Here is an 18,689-nt window from a genome sequence, read left to right on the forward strand (position 1 = left end):
TTTAAGATAATGGATTGCGGGGATTAACTCCCCGCAATCCATACTTTAAAAGAGTTTTTTATATGCCAAAATAGCCAATAATCCAAAAAGCAAACAACCTACTCCTATAATCGTATACTGCCAAATTTTTGAAAATAGTACCACCTTTCCCGAATCTCCAATTAAGACTATACCACTCCAATAAAATGGTAAATTAGGATTTAATGGTTTCCTGAGATAATCCAATTGTGCTTTTTGTAATGCAATATCTTTTTCGTAACCATCGGAAAGATACTTATAGAACAATTCCGTGATTTGATACGTAGCATTATTATCTACACTCCACAAAGTTGAGACCGTACTTGGCACATCCAAATTAGCAAATCCTCTGGCAAAACTCATAACTCCTTCTCCCGTAGCATTTTTTCCAATATTAGTTTGACAGGCCGATAGCACCACCAAATTAGCTTGCAATTGTGGCAATCGTTGGAGTTCATTTAGACTGAAAACAGAATCTTGAAAATAAATTGTCGACTCTGTTGAATCTGCTTTACCATGGGTAAATAACTGGATTATATCGTAGTCGGCTATATCCTTTTTAAAGTTTGCTTTTGACGCTTTATGGTAAGTCAAAAGTTTACCTGTAAAATAGTTTTTTTCGATATTTTCAAGGGTATGATCAGAATTATAGAGTTTGGCAACGCCTAGCTTTTCATCAAAATTGACAGGGGCAACTCCTAATAATTTCGTTCTTCCAATATTTACTCGATTAGTGTTTTTGAAAAAAACATTCGCCGAATACGCATAACTAAAACGATAATCCTTAATCAAAAATTCAGAAACCCGCCAATCAGGCAGTAGCGATGCCATCGAAACGAAATAATTATCATGTGAAACGATTACTCGCCCTTTAGGTAATTGAAAAGGCTCGAAAATATGCTTGTATAGGGCATAAGAAATCTTTTTCAGATGATTAAACTCTTTTTTGGTAGCGGTGTTCTTACAAGTCAATAATTGCTTTTGGTAAACATTTACTGCATCAAGATATGACTTGAGTGCAATCTTTTTTAACCTCACCTGAGAAGATGTTACCGAAATAGCATACACTGCTTCGTTACCAACAAAGTATTCAAGAAACGATTGGTCATTATCTTTGAGCTTTTCTTGGAGTTCTTCGAGCGAGATATAATGATGGTTATACTTCAGCTTTTGGTAAGCGGGATTTGCTTTTTCGGTTGAGTCTATGAGGTTATTTAACTGGTCTTTGGAGACTAGTAATTTGAGATTTATTTGTTGATAAATCCGACTTTTAGCATTCAGCTTGGACAGTTGCTCCTTCATAGCTTCTATCTCAAACTGGATTTTTTGCTTCTTTGCCTTTACTTCAAAAGGTAATTGCCCATTGGCTTCTAGGTCTTTCAAAGCATCGAGTAACAGAATAGCTCGACTCTTTTCGATGAAGTAAAAAGCTTTTTCTACATCTTTCAACTTAAAGCTAACTTCAATTGCTTTTTCATAGAAATGATGGGTGTTTTCTCTCCAGAATAATTTAGAGTTAATTTCTGTATGTTCCTTCCGCATACGATCGATCAGCGTATCGGCCTGTAACTGAAAATATTGTACTTTTTTCAGATTACCATATTCTGAGGATAGTCGAATACGATAGTCAAACCAATACAAAAGCTCTGATTTTTTGCCTTCATACGTATCTACTACAGACTGGTAGCCAAGTGCTTTTGCAGCTTTTTGAATATAAATTTCCGACTTGTCAAGCTCCTTTTGTTGTCTGAAATTATCGGCTTGATGTAGGTAATATTTACTTTTCTCATAAGCAACGAACGAATTTTTCTCAAACAATTTAATAAGCTCATCATACTGATTTGTGGAGGCTTGATAATTACCTTGCTTTTGAAAACATGAAGCTAGCATGTTATCTGCTTCTAAATTTTCTAAGTTATACTTCAATCGCACGGCAACCCCTTGCGAATAATATTCTCTGGCTTTTGCAAAGTTTTGATTTCGGTAATAGTATTCACCCAAATTGGTAAACACATAGAAATAGAACATCTTATCCTTGTAGTTGATACTCGCTTTGCGTAACTTCTCTCCTACTTCCGTGATTTCTTCAATAGGAGCGTTTAGCTTCACTTTGGCATTCATCAAATTGGTTAATAATCCTAAATAGACTTCTATATCACTTTTAGGATTGACCTTATCGATACCTTTTGTACACCATTCAATAGCCTCTTGGTAAGAACCATCCTCCACTAAAATGCGGGAGTATAGTGTCCAACTTTTATCAACAAATTGAAAATCTCTAATTTTATTTTTTTGGAAAATTAGGCGGCGAGTGGCCTGAATATCATGAAAAAAATACCACTGATAAAAAGCATGAATATACCAAACATAAGCCCATTCTTTATCAGGCAGAGAACCTAATTTATCCCAGCGTTTTGCTCTAAATACACATAGTTTGTAGGCCTCTTCATACTTTTTCTGTTTTTCTAATTGTTCAAAATATTTTTCTGATTTTTTAAAAAATAAAAACTCTTGTTCAATATTTTTAAGCGACGTTTTTTTCAAATTTTGCTCAAATGCTTGAACGTCTTGAATCAAATGTGTATTTGCAGAAAAGGTAAAGTAAGGCCAAAGAAAACTGACAAAAGCTATTAAAAAACGTACTATTTTGCTCATATAATCTTTTTTCAATTGATAACCCATTGAGTTATCTCGAAAGATAGCAAAGATTAAAGAGATATACGACAGCTATAAATAAAAAAGGTTATACCGACAATAATGTCAGTATAACCAAGTACTCAAATTACACATTAAATTATAGTTACCACAAATTTATGACTAACGAGGAGGAGGTGCCAGCGAGCCCGAACCCGTGCTTCCGCCAGTAATACCCGTACCATCTTCGTCATCAACAAGTAGGTGAAGGAAGTTCAAATTTTTGACAGACGCACCCGCAGTAAGCTTCACAAAATGAGGGTGTGTTCTGAGATATTCTTTCTTTTCTGTGGAGGTTTTTGGCACATAATTATAACGATAATTAAGTGGTGTTTCCAACAATTTCTCCAGCGTCATATTAGGGTCTATTTTCTGAAAAGCCGCTAATATGCTCTTGTAATTAATATGGTATTCGATGCAGATTTCTTCTCCCATAAACATCAAACTCAAATCCATAAACTTCGTTGTCCAAGTTTGACCACCGTCTGCACTAAACTCTACAAAAGTGTTGTATCTACTGTCGAAGCCCCACGTTTTTACTTGTTGAAACTTCATGAAAAATTGTGCATTAGGTGATTTAGGAATCAAGAAAGTATTTTTCTGAACAATTTGTACTGCATTCTTAGGGTCTGGTTTTACATACACATAAGATTGATTAAGAATACTATAAAATCGTTTGGCATTTGCTTCAGCGGCTGCTCCCATATTAGGTGGGATTCTGTCGCCAGAAGGGATTAAAAATGACTGTACATTGTCGACACCAAAGCCATCATAAGGAAAGGTGGCAGTTTCGACATAGTCTTGAATATAACTTGGGCAGCAACTTTGCCCTGTTGCTTGGAAGCTTATCCAAGCGAATAGCATAATGATTGTTAACTTAATGGTATGAGTTTTCATGTATAGTAGAGGGTGAATTAGTTACAAAAAAGTATTTAAAATGAGAACTGGAAAAACAGAAGCAATACTTTATGATTTGGTATACAAATACTTATTCAAAAATCCTTTCTAACATGTAAGTATTAATGCAAAATAAAATTGCATTAATACGCTTTAGGCTGTAAGCCGTAGGCATTAGGCAAAAAAGCTTCAATTATTTCATGAGAAATACTATTTAACTTTTAGCCTAGAGCTTGATGCGAGTAAAATTATTTTAATTTTGCCAGCTAACTTAAGTAACTGTGCAAAGTAATACCTAATCAATTAAAGATATAAGATACTGATAATTAAACTTTTACATTCGAAACTCATCATTCAGCACTAATACTTAAATAGACACCCCCCAATTATTAATTGAGGGATGTACACGATTACCTAACCACTAATTTAATTGTTGTATTTTCAATGATTTTCTTCAGAATTCCAGAAATCTGAAACCTGTTTTTCAAATAATGTTTTTTTGCGTCTTGCCACTCCAAAACGATGTCCATTAGTCATTTCTACTTCTTGGTCTGAGCGTTTATAATTACGGATATGGTTAAGATTAATGCAATATGAGCGGTGAATTCGGCAAAACTCACCAGATTGAATATGATTCGTGATGTCTTTCAATGTACGTGCGCACAAAACTTTCTTACCATTTGAGAGATAGATGATAGTATAATTTTCATCTCCTTCTAGGTACACAATGTCTGAATAATTAATAGCAACTTTTTTTCTATCAATATACAGTTTTGAGTGTGTCGAGGTATCTGGGTTCATAAGCGTATAATTTTTTATGGACAAGGATGATTCGTAACGATTATTTGTGTTTGTGTTGGTTTTCATAGACATTAGTCGTGGGATATGAAAAGAGGTAAACATAAAGCGTAAAAAAAAATAAACTTTTCTAGAAAAATATTTCTAATACACTGATAATCAAGATATAATATTCTAAAAAAAGTTTTTAACACAGAACAAATCATTACTTTATCCTTAGGAGAATTTACTTATTAGAGATAGGCTTCTTACCGTTCACATAATCGAATGAAAATACTTAGAGCATGTACTGAATTTTGATTAAATTTCAAAGTTCAAAACACTAACCATATAGTATGTTGAGCCATACCCGAATAAACTATGATTTCTTTTTCATTTAAGAAGTTATCCGACCAAGACCTTGTGATAGGATTACAAAACAACCCTTCACAAAATCGTCGGTACGAAAACATTCTTTACGAACGATATATTTATCTTGTTGATGTAGGAGTAAAAAAGCATCGTCTAACACAAGATGAGGCAATCAGTGTGTACTCTGATACCGTTTTGGCGGCTATCAAACAAATCAAAGAGCAGCGATTTGAGCAGCGTTCGGAATTGAAAACATTTATTTTTCAAATTTTTTCAAATAAATGTGTTGACCATTTTCGAAAAACCACGACTAATAAAGCATCTGTGCATCAAGCCGTAGATTTAAGTGATTTTTCGGCAATTATCCCTGATAATCAAACGATTCTTCAAAAGTTAATCCAGCAGTCCGAAATCCAATTGATTTATCAAAAATTAGCGTTGATTGGGCAAAAATGTCAAGACCTTTTAAAGCTATGGAACGAAGGATTTACTGATGACGAAATCATGGATACCTTGGACTATAATAGCACCGATGTAGTAAAATCATCTCGCCAAAGATGTCTGTCAAAACTTAAAGATTTAGTACACAATTCAACCCAAGTATGAGCAATCATTTAGCATACATTGAAGATTTTTGTGAAAACCGACTTTCTACAGAAGAAAATGCTCACGCAAACCAGCGAATCCAGAGTGACCCTTCTTTTGCTAAGGACGTGGCTTTCTATTTGCAAATGCGACACCTATCTGATTTAGAACGAAAAGAACGCCTTAAAGCTTTGTATTTTACGATTAAACAAAAGCAAAGAGGTCAAATTATCAAGTTCGTCAGTGTTGCCGCCGCAGCCGTTGTTATGATTATTGCAGGTATTTTCTTCATCAATCAGGCACCTACCTCCGAAGAATTTGCCCAGCTTTATGTAAAGGAAAACTTGAGCACTTTACCCACCTCGATGTCTAATCAAAACGATATGCTTTCGCAGGGAGTAAATTGCTACAATGAAGGCGCTTATGAAAAAGCACTTGAGTTATTCAAACAGATTGGAGGCAATCCTCAAGCACTTGAATATCAGGGCTTATGTCATTTACAACTCAAGCAATATCCAAGCGCATTGAGTATTTTTGAGGAAATTGCGAAGAATAACGAGCTACTAGTCAATAAAGGAAAATTCTACGAGGCTATTACTTTATTGCAGATGGGTCAGAAAGGAAAGGCTAAAAATATCTTAGTTGAAATTACAGAAAGCAAAGAAGATATTTTTGGAAAACAAGAAGCAGAAGAGTTGTTGAAAAACTGGTAAAAGGCTATTTACTATCTTCGATCACACGGATTACAACTATCTTTTTCAGCGAGCCGTTGCATGCAACGGCTCTTTTTTGTTAAGCTTCCATATATCAGAAGTTAGAACTCTTCAATAGTTTTTGACTCCATTGTTGTTGTCCAATTTGCAGTTTTAGGATATAGGTACCCGCATTAAGCTTTTGATTACCCATATCCCAAACCATTTTTTGCTCTTGGTTGGCTTTGATACTTATGCTTTTTTGTGCTAATTCTTTTCCTTCGCTACTACAAAAAACCAATTGTGCCTCTCCTCCTACTGCTGACATGATATCCACATTAATTTCTTGTTGAAAAGGATTAGGATAAGCTTTGATAAAACCTTGTTTTTCACCTTCTAGACCAGTAATTGTGACTTTTTCTTTAAAAACAAATTCTATTACAATGGCTTTCGAGAAAGTTGGTAAAGTCAATAAACCTCCGCTCAAAACACAGTTAAAATTACTTTGAGTAGTTGTTTCTCCAGTCAAAACATTCCAAAATTTAAGGTCATAAATGCCTGCTGACAAGGCGGTCAAATCTATTTTTACACCTGAAATATTTTCCTTGTTTTGGTTATCATAAACCATCAAATAAGCTCCTTTATCAGAGGTTAACCCTAATGTAGTCAAACTCGAATTATTGGTATTGATGACAGGATTCCAATCTTTGAGATTCTTCTCTTTTACTATATCTTTTCCTTGTAAAAATTTGGCAGGAATAGCAAATAAGTTCGCCCAATCAGCGGTTTTGTAATTATCCCACAACCACATCAAATGTGGAACTCTTGACAATATGCCTGTCCAAATGGCAATTCTTTGAGTATCAAAAGGCACATCGGCAGTATTTACATCAAGTCCATATTCTCCATTGATAATCCCTGTTTTTGTCAGAGTTTCTTTGAAATGCTTATCTTGCTGATTTTGAACTGGTAACAGATTGGTGTTATACAAATGATATTGCACATTGTCGAGCCCCACAAATCTATCCATGGCTGCACATTGCTGGTCGTCGGCACTGGTGGTTACTACATGATTAAATGGATCTATCGACTTGATGTATTGGCTCATTTCGTCATGCCAAGTCAATACGCCAGTTTTCCATGCGGCAGACTGATTGGGATGATTTCCTGTAAATTGTACCTCATTGAACAATTCCCAAGCATATACATTGGACGAATATCCCCAACGAGCAATATTGTAGCGAAATAGTTTCTTGATTTGTTGCTTGGCGGTAGCGTTATAAAAAAACTCCTCTGCTTTATTCAATGGACCTCCCAATGCCACATTGTATGGATTATCGCTCCAATTAGAATTGACATTTTCTGAAAACATACCATGCTGTAAAAGTGTCAATTGTAGACGAATATCCCGTTTTTCGGCATGGTTCAAAATAGAATCTTGCATGGCAGCAGCTTGTTGGCTGTATTTGCCCAAACCACCCGTGTACCCATCATTTTTCCATTCAAGAGCCTGACGGTTGAAAGGAACCTGCCAGTATCGAGCAAAGTTGGCACCTGCGTTGGCTAGGTTTTCAAATATGGTAAAATAATTAGTTTGTGAATCCCAAGCTACATTGATACCTAAAGGAAAATAAGGTTCACCTGTTTGATGGCGATAATGCTGTCGTGAGTCGCTATCTCTTTGAATAATTCCTTTTTGCGAAGATGATTTCACCGTAAAGGAATATGACGAAGAGCTTTTTTGTCCCTGAGCATCTTTTATAGTAAATACCACTTGATGTTGTCCGAGTTGATTTGAAGCATAACGCCATCGCCAAGCCTGCTGGGTAGAATCTACTCGCCATTGCGAATTTTGATAATAGCCTTTTATCCAATAAAAACAAGGAATGGTTTGTTTGCTCCCATCGGGACGAGTAACGACCGCATCAACTGTGACCTCATCAGGGTTATAGGGATTTGTGTAATCTTTGAGAGACACTAACTCTGCCTCTATTTTTTGATTTGTTTCAAAAACAGTGTTCAACCAACGAGGTTCGCTCAAAGCCTGTGTAGGGTCTATGGCATAAATCTGTAGGGTTTGTTTAGCCAACAAGCCAAGGGTATTTGTCACCGTCAATTGCGCTTGGTAGTTACCTGATTTATTAAAGGTTTTTGATACTTGTTTTCCACTTAGCTGACTTCCATCCGAAAAGCTCCAAACGAAGTTTAACGGTAAAGCATTTACATCATAAGATTTAGAAGCATCAAATACGATGCTCTGCCCGACTTGTACTTTCGAGTTTACTTTCGATAAAATGATTACTGGCTCATCGTTGGGAGATGCACTATTATAAAGCTTTAATTCGTCAAAATACGCCTCAGCTTCTGCCTCATTATCAACAGATAAGGCTAATTCTATTCTGTCAAAATCTTGATTTTGCACCTTCGACAAATCATATTTCCCTTGCGTCCAAGTATTAGGATTTGGCATAAAGGCATATTCATTGACCCAATTTTCAGTCAGCACGGTATTTCCATTCCACAATTTGAGATAGACACGTCCTTTGGTCGAACTTCTGACCCATAGACTTAAGACATCCTTAGTTTGTGTATTGATTTTTTTACCAAAAGTAAAACTGACAAACTTCCAATTGCCTGCTTCCTTTTTATAGTAACCTACCTTATTAGTCGTATTCATTTGCTTGTCAGGATTATCTACGACTTTGGCATCTTTTCCATAATAAAAACTAGGAATTTGCCCGCCAACCTCAAAATTGGCAATAGTTTGGGCAAAACCTTCGGTAAGGGCTAGTAAAATGACTAGTCCGAAAATGAATAGTTTTCTCATAAAATTTCAGGAAAAAATAGAGACGTTGCTCCCAACGTCTCTACAACAGATTTTTATTTGAATTTCACCCCTTCAGTCACACCTTTCCATTGGTCTGTACGGAATGGGCAAGCTGGGAAACCCTCTTGATTGAATAAATTGGCATCTTCAGGTGCATCCGCCCAAGCATAACGAACTGAGGCAGGTTTCAAGCCTTTTGGATGGTAAACAATCACTTTATCTCCTTGAATTTCAGCTTTTGCATAGTAAAACACTTTATCTTCACCTGCTATTTCAAAACCTTTCAAGTATCCAAATTTATCTTTAAGTGCTAGACCTGCTCCAACATTTTTGAAGGAAATTGTTGCTTTCCCTTTGTCAAAACTGACAGAAGAATACATTGGTCCAGCTGAAACGATATTTAATCCATAGGTATTTTTCAATGCTTCAGCGGCTAATCTTTTACCAACATCCTGTTTATTGGTTGGGTGAATATCTTTGGGGTTGCCTACGTCCGTAGTTACCGCCATACCTGTTTTGGGTAGGCTCAAAGTCATCGTTTGTGCTTCACGCAACTCTGCCCATCCACTTCCTTGATTACTATTTTGGTAAGGTCCATAGCTCGACAACTGAACAAAATAGAAAGGAAATTCATCGTTCCAAAGTCTGCGCCAATCATTGATTAATAGAGGAAATGACTTACGGTACTGATACGAACGCCCCGCATTGGTTTCTCCCTGATACCACAAAGCCCCTTTAATCGCAAATGGCAACAATGGTGCTATCATGCCATTGTAGATATAAGTTCCGATATTATTGCTTGAATGAACAAATGAATGCTCCTCTGCAAAAGAAGGCATCAATTTCCAATTGCTACCACCCAAGGCCACTTTCTGTTTGTCGGAACTCACATACAAATCATCAGCATTGCCCATCATGCCTACACCATACCACGAAGGCTCAATGGTTTTGTTCATTTTAATCATGAGGCTATTGCTGCCCGCCTTCCAAGTATTGGCAGGAACTACTATTTTACGAATCCCTTTCAAAATACCAGAGAAAACGAGCTTTCCATTGATATAAACTTGATTTTCTGAAAAACTTTCAGCCAAACCTAAAGTAGTCACTTCACCAATCATTTCGGCTGGAATTTCTACCGTTTTAGCAATAAATCCATTCCCACGCCAAGCCCAGATACCTTGCCAATCCCATTGACCAATCGCATTTCCTGTATGCCATTTAGAAAAATCATAGCCAGCTTTTAGATATTGCTGTTCATCGGCAAGTGAGATAGGTACTTTCGCATTCCCTAAGAGTTTTTCCTTGATGCTCTCTTCCAAACGTAAATCTGCCTCTTGCCAATTTTTGGGAAGGTTTTGGGCATAAGGTTTCAATTCATCAAACATTTCCATTCCTTCTTTGCTAATCCAGCCTTCTACCTGCGAACCGCCCCAAGAGCTATGCAATAGTCCAATTGGCACACCAGTTTTTTGAAATACCTCACGTGCAAAGAAATAACCAACAGCCGTAAAATCACCAACATTCTGGCTATTACATACTTTCCATTCACCAGTTTTCAGGTCGCTTTGAGGTTGTGTTGTAACTTCATGTTCCACAAAAAAATGGCGTATTTTAGGAAAATCAGCGTTCTTTTTTTCTTGAGAAAAATTATCAGCTTGCTTTACTGTCCACTCCATATTTGATTGTCCAGAACAAAGCCATACATCACCAATTAGTACATCTTGTAAGGCAATTTTTTCTGCGCTACCTTGAACCTCCAAAGTGAAAGGACCTCCCGCCTCCAAAGGCGAAAATTTTACCATCCATTTACCTTCTTGATTAGCTTGGGCAGTTTGCTTTTGTCCTGCAAAAGTCAGTGTGACGGACTCATTAGATTTAGCCCATCCCCAAACAGGAATTGGTTTTTGACGTTGTAAAACCACATGATCAGTAAATACTTTGGCTATTTTGAGTTGAGCCAACAGGCAGTGGGATGTTAAGAGTAGACCAAAAAGAAATAGTTTTTTCATAGAATATTTATCGGGTAAGATTGTTTGGAGGAATGTTATTAGATAGAGTATATTTGAGAATTTTATTTGGCATTTGCTAAAAAAACAAAATTTCCTATCGACGTTTCTTACTTTTCTTCACTAGGCGTGCCCCACTAGGCGTGCCCGTCTGACACAAGAAAAGTAACCGCAGCGGCGGCCGCAAAAGAAAGTCAAGAAATCCTAATCGGAGTGGCGACCCACCTCGCCTACGGCTCAAACAACAGGATTTCAGAAAAGAAAACATATTATACACTTACTATTAGCAATTTATCAAAGTCAAGCATGTAATCAATCTTCTATTTATCAGCAAGAGTAAAAGAATCACAAATTGATTCACCATCACTGATTTTTGGATAAACATAAAGCTAGCACATTCTTTGAATTTATTTATGTTAGTCTGCCGTTATCCGCTTGATTAATTCCATGCATGCACGTGCATTGTGATAAGGGCACTTCCAAAATCCTACTTTATCCTCTGTTTCCATCAAACTTCCATCTTCATATCTTCCCCAAATCCATTCACCTTGCTGTGTATCAATAAGGTTTTTCTGGATGAAAGTCCAAGTATTTTTTACGGCATCAAGAAATTGAGCGTGCTTCGTCAACTGAAAAGCATTATAAAAACCAACCATTGCCTCGGCACTTACCCACCATTCGCGATGCATATCAGCATGATGCGACACGAGATCGTATTCATGAATCAGACTACCATCGGACTGAATGGCACGTAGGCTTGTGTTAGCCATTAGGATCGCTTTTTCTTGGAAAATATCTATCCATTTTTGCTTTCCCAAAATCTCAGCAGACTCCTGCAATAACCAAGCAGCCTCGATATCATGCCCAAACGAAATAGCAGATGATTGAATTTGCCATTCTGCATCGAAAAACAAATTCAAATGACCTTTAGGGTTGATAAAATGTTTGTTAAAAATCTCTAACAAATGCTCAAGCTTTGAAGCCAATCGGGTATCCTTCCAAACCAAATATAGTGATGCATACGCCTCGATGATATGCAAATGCGTATTCATCGTTTTGGGGTCGTTTCGATCTTTTTCACTCAATCTCAAGTCTGTTAGAAGTTGCCAATCTTGCGAGAAAGCTTCCCAATAACCACCATTGACAGTATCAAAACTATATTTTTCGATAATTTCAAAAAGCGCAATGGCTAAATTAAGCGACTCCTGATGTTGTGTTGCTTTATAAAAACTTGCAAAAGCATACATCGCAAAAGCCTGTCCGTAGATTTGCTTTCGAGTACTCGAAGGGTTTCCAAGAGCATCCACAGCCCAGTAAACTCCTCCATGTTGAGTATCCCAAAAGTGATTTTTCAGATAGTCAAAAGCACGTTGAGCCAAAGTAAGATACCTTGGCTCGTGGGTAAAATGGTAGGCTTCTGAGAAAGTCCAGAGAATTCTGGCGTTTAATACTCCTCCTTTGATGGCGTTGGGGTCTATTTGCCCTTGATGGTTCATTTTTCCAATAAATCCACCATTTTTTGTGTCTATGGTATTATTTCCCCAAAAAGTCAAAATGTTTTCTAACTCCTGAGATAACTGTTTTTTAAATTCAAGCATTTACAATAGTGTTAGCTTTACCTTGTTATGATGTTTGATTTTCTAATGGCATAAAGTCATATATTACTAGTTTCCAGAATGATTATATTACCCATATATCGGCGACAAACTATAATGATATCTTACTGATTATGAATACAATCCAATAACTGACACACTATTAACTAATTACTTCATTGTACTCACCACTAGAAAACCAAATCTTCCTTACTAAATTAAAACCGCTTGATTTGATTCAATCAGCTTTGTTAAGGTTTCTACCGAAGTTGCCGAACGGAAACCATCCTCTGGCGTATTGAGCACATAGTCTAATAATTGCTCAATGGTAGAAGTAGCCACGTGCATACGGGTATCGGATGAGGCATAATAGATAAAAACCTTCCCATCTTCATCGGCAATCCAACCATTGGCAAAAGTCACATTCGACACATCTCCTACTCTTTCTTCGCCTTCTGGTGCGATAAAATAACCCGCTGGTTTATGAATAACTTTGGTTAAATCATTTAAATCTGTCAAAAATACGTACAAAACGTAACGCAATCCAGCAGCAGTATTGCGAACACCATGCGCCAAATGAAGCCATCCTTTTTCAGTTTTGATGGGCGCTGGACCTTGTCCATTTTTAACCTCATAAACGGTATGGTAATGCTTTTCGTCTACGATAAACTCCTTCTCAATGACAGCATTTTCCATAGAATCGGCATAGCCAAAGCCTATTCCTCCTCCTGTTCCTGCTTCGATAAAGCCATCTTGTGGGCGTGTATAAAAAGCGTATTTGCCATTCACAAACTCAGGATGAAGTACCACATTGCGTTGCTGCGGCGAAGGGGTAATCAAATCGGGTAAACGCTCCCATGTTTTGAGGTCACGCGTACGAGCAATACCACATTGCGCAACTGCCGAAGACTCATCTCCGATTTTAGCATTAGGGTCTTTACGTTCAGTACAAAACAAGCCGTAAATCCAGCCATCTTCATGCTGAACCACACGCATATCATAAACATTACCATCGGGATTTTCAGTTTCGGGCATGGTTATCGGGAAATCCCAAAATTTGAAATTATCAACACCATTCGAGCTTTCAGCAACAGCAAAAAACGACTTACGATCTAATCCCTCTACCCTTACTACTAACAAATATTTGTCGTCTAACTTAATAGCCCCAGAATTGAATGTTGCATTGATTCCAAAACGCTCCATCAAAAACGGATTAGTTTCCGGATTAAGATCATATCTCCAAAATACTGGTGTGTGTTGTGCCGTCAAAATAGGATATTGGTATCTCTTATAAATACCATTTCCGACCTCTTCTGGCGTGTTTTTTCTAGTAATTAAAGCTTCGTAATTTTGTTGAAGTTGCGTTAATCTTTCTTGAAACAATGCGTTCATTTTCTTTCATTTATATTTGTTAATACTTTAAAGCACATTCGTAAAATGTTATTCGTTAATTGTAGATCGGTTATCAGAGGGTATTTCTCATTTCACTTTGATTATTCCAATACTTTTGTAGAGACGTTGCATGCAACGTCTCTACAGATTAATCTTCTAACTTATCCCACCATGTTCGTTTTAGGATAAAACTTACCACCAACATAATGCCTACATCTATGACTAATGCCTGATGCATTCCCAAAACCCAATACATTGGCAAAAGAGTAAGGCAAAGCTGAGATATAATGCCCAAAACCACATTGAAGGCATCCTTTTTAAAGCTTTTATTTGCTTCAAAAGCTGGATTTTCTGCCTTTACAGCCTCCAGAACAGGTTGCCAAAATCCCCAAGGTTTGACAGTTGTATAAAATTTCTTCAAAACCCTAGCATCTGTGGGTGGCGCTGCTAATGTTCCTAAAATAGATGCTGTTAAAGAAATCACGAATAACAATGGCCACCAATACAATGGTAAACCTGTGGTAAAATAAGGCATCAATAAGGCTGCAAAAATTCCTGCTGCCATTCCCCAAAAGAAACCATTGGCATTGAAACGCCACCAATACCATTTTAGGCAATTGGCTGCTACATACCCTCCATACAATCCTCCGACAATCCACTGCAAAATGTCATTGACACTTTTGGCCATAAAGCCTAATACAATCCCTATAATTACGACGACCAAGCCAACCAGATAATTCATCTGGATAGTCTTTTTGGTACTAGCCTGTGGGTTGATATGTTTCAGGTAAATGTCGTTGACAATATAGGCTTGAGCTGCATTGAGGGTACCGCTAAAAGTTCCCATAAAAGCACCCATCAAACCCGTGATTACCAATCCCAAAATTCCAGCAGGCATAAAGGCATTGATTGTTCCTGGTAATAGCAGTTCAAAATCATAATTCCCTGAAGCGTCCTTTACATTGAGTTGAGCATAATATAAAAGTGCCAAAACCGTCAAGCCAATAATCATCGAATAGCGGATAGGCAATAAGATGATACTGACAAAGCCCGTCATTTTACTTGCCTCTTTTGGGCTTCGGGTACTCAAAATCTTTTGCATATCATAATTTGGCGCTGGACCTGCCAACGAAGCAAAAACGCCTTTGAGCAACATCATGCTAAAAAATATTCCGAAAATACCATATCCATCCGATTCTATTTTCTGGTGTACTTCAGGCAAAATAGGCTTCCAATCTAATCCCAGTTCCCAGCCAAAAAATGGCGTTCTCCAGCCTTGAGGCAAATGGAGGGTTTGACCTTGCAAATGGTCCATCGCAATAAAAGCAATCGCCAAACAAGCCAAAGTCATAATGCCATATTTAATTACATCGCCCAATACTATGCTGTGCATGCCTCCCAAAACTGAATAGAAGGTGGCAATAATAGTGAATACAACACCATAAAAATGAGGAATATACTGCGCTGGGATCTCAATAGGAACGTAAGGCTGTACAACTTCCCAAGGAATAAATATTTCAACAAATTTTCCTAACCCTACAAACCCATACGCCAAAAAACCAAAGCAACTAATAAGAGCAAAAGCAATGACAATAATTTGGGATGCCTGTACGCCTTTTCCCTCCGAACCAAATCTAGTAGTGAGCCATTCGGCTCCTGTGTTGGCATTGCTTCTTCTGAGCCATTTGCTCAAAAACATCATCATAAACACCTGATTGAACGAAGGCCAAAGCCAAGGAATCCAGATACTTTTGAGACCATACACAAAACATAAACTCACCATCCACATTGTCCCGCTGATATCAAACATATCGGAGGCATCACTCAAACCGAGCATATACCAAGGCAAGGACTTCCCTCCCATCAAATAACTATCTTTATTTTTCTTGGCTTTATTTTTCATATAAAAGCCAATGAATATCATGGTTAAGAGGTAAGTAAGTAATATAAGTATATCGATTAACTGTAATTTCATTCTCGTTTTTTGATTCTTTGAGCATGGCTTTTGTAAGCCACGCTCTATTTAAAGGGATAGGAAAAGATTTTATAAGAATATCAAATAAACACTTTGTTCTGGTGAAAATACTATTTCAAAACCTTCACGTCTTTACTAAATAAGGTCTGAGGTAAGTTGTAAAATTTGATAAAATCAGGGGCGCTTGTATGTCCTTGATAAGGGCTATAAAAATGGTCGGGGCGACCGTTTCTCCAAACCAACATATAACTTAAATGGGAATCCTTTATCGTTTCCCAAACGATGAATGTCCACCAGTTATCGACGGTAATTTGTTCAAGTCCCATCTCTGTTATAGCCGTTAACTTATGTTTTTTGTTTGCTATTTCTTCCAACGTATGAACCATACGAGATAACTGCTTTTTGAACTCATCATTAGACTGAGGCGCATCACGATGATAATAGTCAAAACCTATCAAATCTACCACGTCATCGCCGGGATAACGTTCCAAATAATGAGCTTCAGATTCAAATCTGTCGGTCGAATAGGCATACAACAAATGATGTAGCCCTTTGGTATCTTTCAGATAAGAAACCGTATATCTCCATACCTTCTTGTATTGTTCTGGCGAACAAAAGCCAGCACCCCACCAAAACCATGAACCTGTATGCTCATGAAATGGTCTGAAAAGCACAGGAATAGGCTGTCCTTTGGTATCTTTCAGTGAAGCCAAAAAGTTGGCAACTTTATCCAACCAAGAATTATACGTTTGTAAAGCCTTTGGGTCCGAGAAGATTTTGGCAATCGTAGAATCTGCCTTGTCCCAAGACGTTTTATTGGGGTCGGTAGGATTATTCAAATGCCAAGAAATTGTATTGAGTCCTCCTCGTTGATGTGTCTTCTGAATATCCTGACGGATTTTGCTAAACGGTACGCCATCGAGATTGCGTACAGAGTCAAATTCAATTTTTCCTAAATCATAGCCTATTACCGCAGGAAAATCCCCTGTAACTGTTTTTACATCCGAGCGATTAGCATCGCCTATCCAGCGAGTTTTATCGGCGTTGAGCCCATAAGCCAGAGCATCTTGCTGACCAAACATGATACCTTTCTGACGTAATTTCCAAAGTTGTTGGTAGAGATGACGAGTCGCTAGAGTAGCCTTAGCATCAATGGGCGCCGATTGGCTAATTCCCGAAAAATGGATGGTTAATGTTCCAATCAAGAAAAATAAACGTTTGTACATAAACTAAAATTTAAGTTGAGTGAAGAATGATTGGGCAAGTTACAGCCTTTTGAAGGAATACATGCCCAACATTACTGCATTAACCATTTTTTTCGGTTGCTATAGATTGATATTCTGAAAGGGTTCATTCGACATTCGGAATTAAAATAGATGAAATTAGCAATAGGTTTTCATCTCTCTTCTTATTCCACAAGAGTACTTATATTGTATTTAGTATTTCGGAAAAATAAGGCTTTTAACTTCGTTGAAAAATTGCTTTATTTTTTCTCCTTGACTAATACAAAATTACACTTCAAATAGAACCAATATATAATACAATTTTATCAATCTATAACACTGAAAAAACAATTTACTGAAGAAAAAGTAAGCCAAATAACACGAAATAGAAGCATAAATAGTAATTTTTTATTTTTATATTTAATTATTAGGTGTAAAAATAAAGAGATTTAGGATAATATCTTTTTAACACTTTTAGAAAACAAAATAGACTAAATATCAAAAAAGCCACCCCAAAACTGAGGTGGCTTTACTATTTGAATAAAGATAAGTTTAAGCTTATTTTACCAAAAGAATATTATCGAAATAAATCGTTTTGCCATCGTCATGAATTTGGAAAACGAAGTCATTGATCACTGGCATAGTCAAAAACCCTGTAGCTGGAATCTTAAAGTAAGTCCAAACATTGGCAGGAATCGTTACTACTTTGTCGGTCGCCCAGTTTACTTTGATAGAAACCTGACGGTCTATATCAGCTCCTTTTGCCCAGAATGTCAAATAGTTTACTCCTGCTGTGCTAATACCTGCACTTGAATGAAGAGATAAACCACCCCAAGAGCCATTATAAGCTGCCTCTAGTGAACGAGTACCTGTCCAAACATTTTTGGAAGAAGCCGTAAAGTCGCCACCCCATGACCAGTTGTCGAGACCATCTGCAAAGTTATCTTTGAAGAAACCATAGTTATTATCGACACTTACCAACTCTTGTTGGGTAGTAATGGTACCAGACGAGTTTGTAATCGTAAGTTTAGAACGTGTCGAAGAAGAAGCAGGCATTTCAATCACCATTTGTTTTTTGGTCTTAGAAATCACCTTTGCTTCTGCTGTTGAGCCTGCCAAAAATACTTTCGTTACATCGTTAAGGTTATTTCCTTTTACCGTAACCTGCGTACCTTTAGTAAAATCGGTATTTGACAACTCGGTTACGATTGGCAAAGCAATTACTTTGAAAGGAACAGCCACAGATTTACCGTATTTGTTGGTAAAAATAATTTTTTGAGTACCCCCAAAAGCCGTATCTGGTACACGAAAAACGATTGCATTGTCAGTATTAAATGCAGGGTTGAGTCCAGCAGGAACGTTACCATTATCAAAAACAATCGTTCTCATTTCGCCCAATCCCGAACCTGTTAAGGTTAGTACCGAGCCACCCGAAGCCGAATCAGGAGCTAATTTATCAGCCACAGGCACAGCATTTACGGCATCGTCGCTTGTACAAGACGACAACCATATCGTCCCTGTAACAAAGAGTGCTGTAGCTATTTTGAAGAATGTATTTTTCATATCAAAAAAGATTTTTAGTATTTGTCAAGCGGGTAATCAAGACTTTATGACCACTTGCCTTACCCTTTCCGCT

The 18,689-nt window shown here is 37.3% G+C and carries 12 protein-coding genes; 2 read left to right on the forward strand and 10 right to left on the reverse strand.

The features are described 5' to 3' along the window. Nucleotides 1-45: 45 nt before the first annotated feature. The 3 genes from QM481_RS01340 to QM481_RS01350 form a co-directional block, all read right to left on the reverse strand. Nucleotides 46-2,673: a CHAT domain-containing protein gene (locus QM481_RS01340; protein WP_283380357.1), complete on the reverse strand. Its 2,628-nt coding sequence runs from the start codon at nucleotides 2,671-2,673 to the stop codon at nucleotides 46-48. 162 nt (nucleotides 2,674-2,835) lie between these two features. After that, a complete protein-coding gene (locus QM481_RS01345) occupies nucleotides 2,836-3,609 on the reverse strand; it encodes a hypothetical protein (protein WP_283380358.1) in 774 nt (257 codons plus the stop codon). 441 nt (nucleotides 3,610-4,050) lie between these two features. Then, a complete protein-coding gene (locus QM481_RS01350) occupies nucleotides 4,051-4,410 on the reverse strand; it encodes a LytR/AlgR family response regulator transcription factor (RefSeq protein WP_166549533.1) in 360 nt (119 codons plus the stop codon). Nucleotides 4,411-4,767: 357 nt separating this feature from the next. On the opposite strand from QM481_RS01350, the gene QM481_RS01355 reads away from it, so the two are divergent. Both QM481_RS01355 and QM481_RS01360 read left to right on the forward strand, forming a co-directional pair. Beyond that, nucleotides 4,768-5,364 carry an RNA polymerase sigma factor gene (locus QM481_RS01355; RefSeq protein WP_205690762.1) on the forward strand — a complete coding sequence of 199 codons (597 nt, stop codon included), beginning with the start codon at nucleotides 4,768-4,770 and terminating at the stop codon, nucleotides 5,362-5,364. After that, nucleotides 5,361-6,056, forward strand: a complete 696-nt coding sequence (locus QM481_RS01360; RefSeq protein WP_166549534.1) for a tetratricopeptide repeat protein — start codon at nucleotides 5,361-5,363, stop codon at nucleotides 6,054-6,056. Before QM481_RS01355 ends, QM481_RS01360 begins: the two co-directional genes overlap by 4 nt. A gap of 94 nt (nucleotides 6,057-6,150) precedes the next feature. Here the strand turns inward: QM481_RS01360 and QM481_RS01365 are convergent, their stop codons facing one another. The 7 genes from QM481_RS01365 to QM481_RS01395 all read right to left on the reverse strand — a co-directional run bounded on the left by QM481_RS01365 (nucleotide 6,151) and on the right by QM481_RS01395 (nucleotide 18,616). After that, nucleotides 6,151-8,862 carry a PKD domain-containing protein gene (locus tag QM481_RS01365; RefSeq protein WP_283380359.1) on the reverse strand — a complete coding sequence of 904 codons (2,712 nt, stop codon included), beginning with the start codon at nucleotides 8,860-8,862 and terminating at the stop codon, nucleotides 6,151-6,153. 53 nt (nucleotides 8,863-8,915) lie between these two features. Then, nucleotides 8,916-10,871 (reverse strand): sialate O-acetylesterase, encoded by a 1,956-nt coding sequence (locus QM481_RS01370; protein ID WP_283380360.1) that lies wholly within the window; start codon nucleotides 10,869-10,871, stop codon nucleotides 8,916-8,918. Nucleotides 10,872-11,284: 413 nt separating this feature from the next. Then, nucleotides 11,285-12,466 (reverse strand): AGE family epimerase/isomerase, encoded by a 1,182-nt coding sequence (locus QM481_RS01375; RefSeq protein ID WP_283380361.1) that lies wholly within the window; start codon nucleotides 12,464-12,466, stop codon nucleotides 11,285-11,287. A gap of 210 nt (nucleotides 12,467-12,676) precedes the next feature. Next, a complete protein-coding gene (locus QM481_RS01380) occupies nucleotides 12,677-13,855 on the reverse strand; it encodes a glycoside hydrolase family 130 protein (protein WP_166549538.1) in 1,179 nt (392 codons plus the stop codon). A 148-nt stretch (nucleotides 13,856-14,003) separates the two neighbouring features. Next, nucleotides 14,004-15,758, reverse strand: a complete 1,755-nt coding sequence (locus QM481_RS01385) for a sodium:solute symporter family protein (protein ID WP_283380362.1) — start codon at nucleotides 15,756-15,758, stop codon at nucleotides 14,004-14,006. A gap of 182 nt (nucleotides 15,759-15,940) precedes the next feature. Beyond that, nucleotides 15,941-17,056, reverse strand: coding sequence for a glycoside hydrolase family 26 protein (locus QM481_RS01390; protein WP_283380363.1), 1,116 nt, complete (start codon nucleotides 17,054-17,056; stop codon nucleotides 15,941-15,943). A 555-nt stretch (nucleotides 17,057-17,611) separates the two neighbouring features. Further along, nucleotides 17,612-18,616, reverse strand: coding sequence for an IPT/TIG domain-containing protein (locus QM481_RS01395; RefSeq protein ID WP_283380364.1), 1,005 nt, complete (start codon nucleotides 18,614-18,616; stop codon nucleotides 17,612-17,614). Nucleotides 18,617-18,689: the final 73 nt, after the last annotated feature.

The organism is Flectobacillus rivi (assembly GCF_030056655.1).
Taxonomy (GTDB): Bacteria; Bacteroidota; Bacteroidia; order Cytophagales; family Spirosomataceae; genus Flectobacillus; species Flectobacillus rivi.

Bases quoted from the DNA above. Each gene is read 5' to 3' on its own strand.
- QM481_RS01350 (WP_166549533.1), bottom strand. From the start codon at position 4,410: ATGAACCCAGATACCTCGACACACTCAAAACTGTATATTGATAGAAAA.
- QM481_RS01375 (WP_283380361.1), bottom strand. From the start codon at position 12,466: ATGCTTGAATTTAAAAAACAGTTATCTCAGGAGTTAGAAAACATTTTG.
- QM481_RS01390 (WP_283380363.1), bottom strand. From the start codon at position 17,056: ATGTACAAACGTTTATTTTTCTTGATTGGAACATTAACCATCCATTTT.
- QM481_RS01360 (WP_166549534.1), top strand. From the start codon at position 5,361: ATGAGCAATCATTTAGCATACATTGAAGATTTTTGTGAAAACCGACTT.
- QM481_RS01355 (WP_205690762.1), top strand. From the start codon at position 4,768: ATGATTTCTTTTTCATTTAAGAAGTTATCCGACCAAGACCTTGTGATA.
- QM481_RS01395 (WP_283380364.1), bottom strand. From the start codon at position 18,616: ATGAAAAATACATTCTTCAAAATAGCTACAGCACTCTTTGTTACAGGG.
- QM481_RS01340 (WP_283380357.1), bottom strand. From the start codon at position 2,673: ATGAGCAAAATAGTACGTTTTTTAATAGCTTTTGTCAGTTTTCTTTGG.
- QM481_RS01380 (WP_166549538.1), bottom strand. From the start codon at position 13,855: ATGAACGCATTGTTTCAAGAAAGATTAACGCAACTTCAACAAAATTAC.
- QM481_RS01370 (WP_283380360.1), bottom strand. From the start codon at position 10,871: ATGAAAAAACTATTTCTTTTTGGTCTACTCTTAACATCCCACTGCCTG.
- QM481_RS01385 (WP_283380362.1), bottom strand. From the start codon at position 15,758: ATGAAAAATAAAGCCAAGAAAAATAAAGATAGTTATTTGATGGGAGGG.
- QM481_RS01365 (WP_283380359.1), bottom strand. From the start codon at position 8,862: ATGAGAAAACTATTCATTTTCGGACTAGTCATTTTACTAGCCCTTACC.
- QM481_RS01345 (WP_283380358.1), bottom strand. From the start codon at position 3,609: ATGAAAACTCATACCATTAAGTTAACAATCATTATGCTATTCGCTTGG.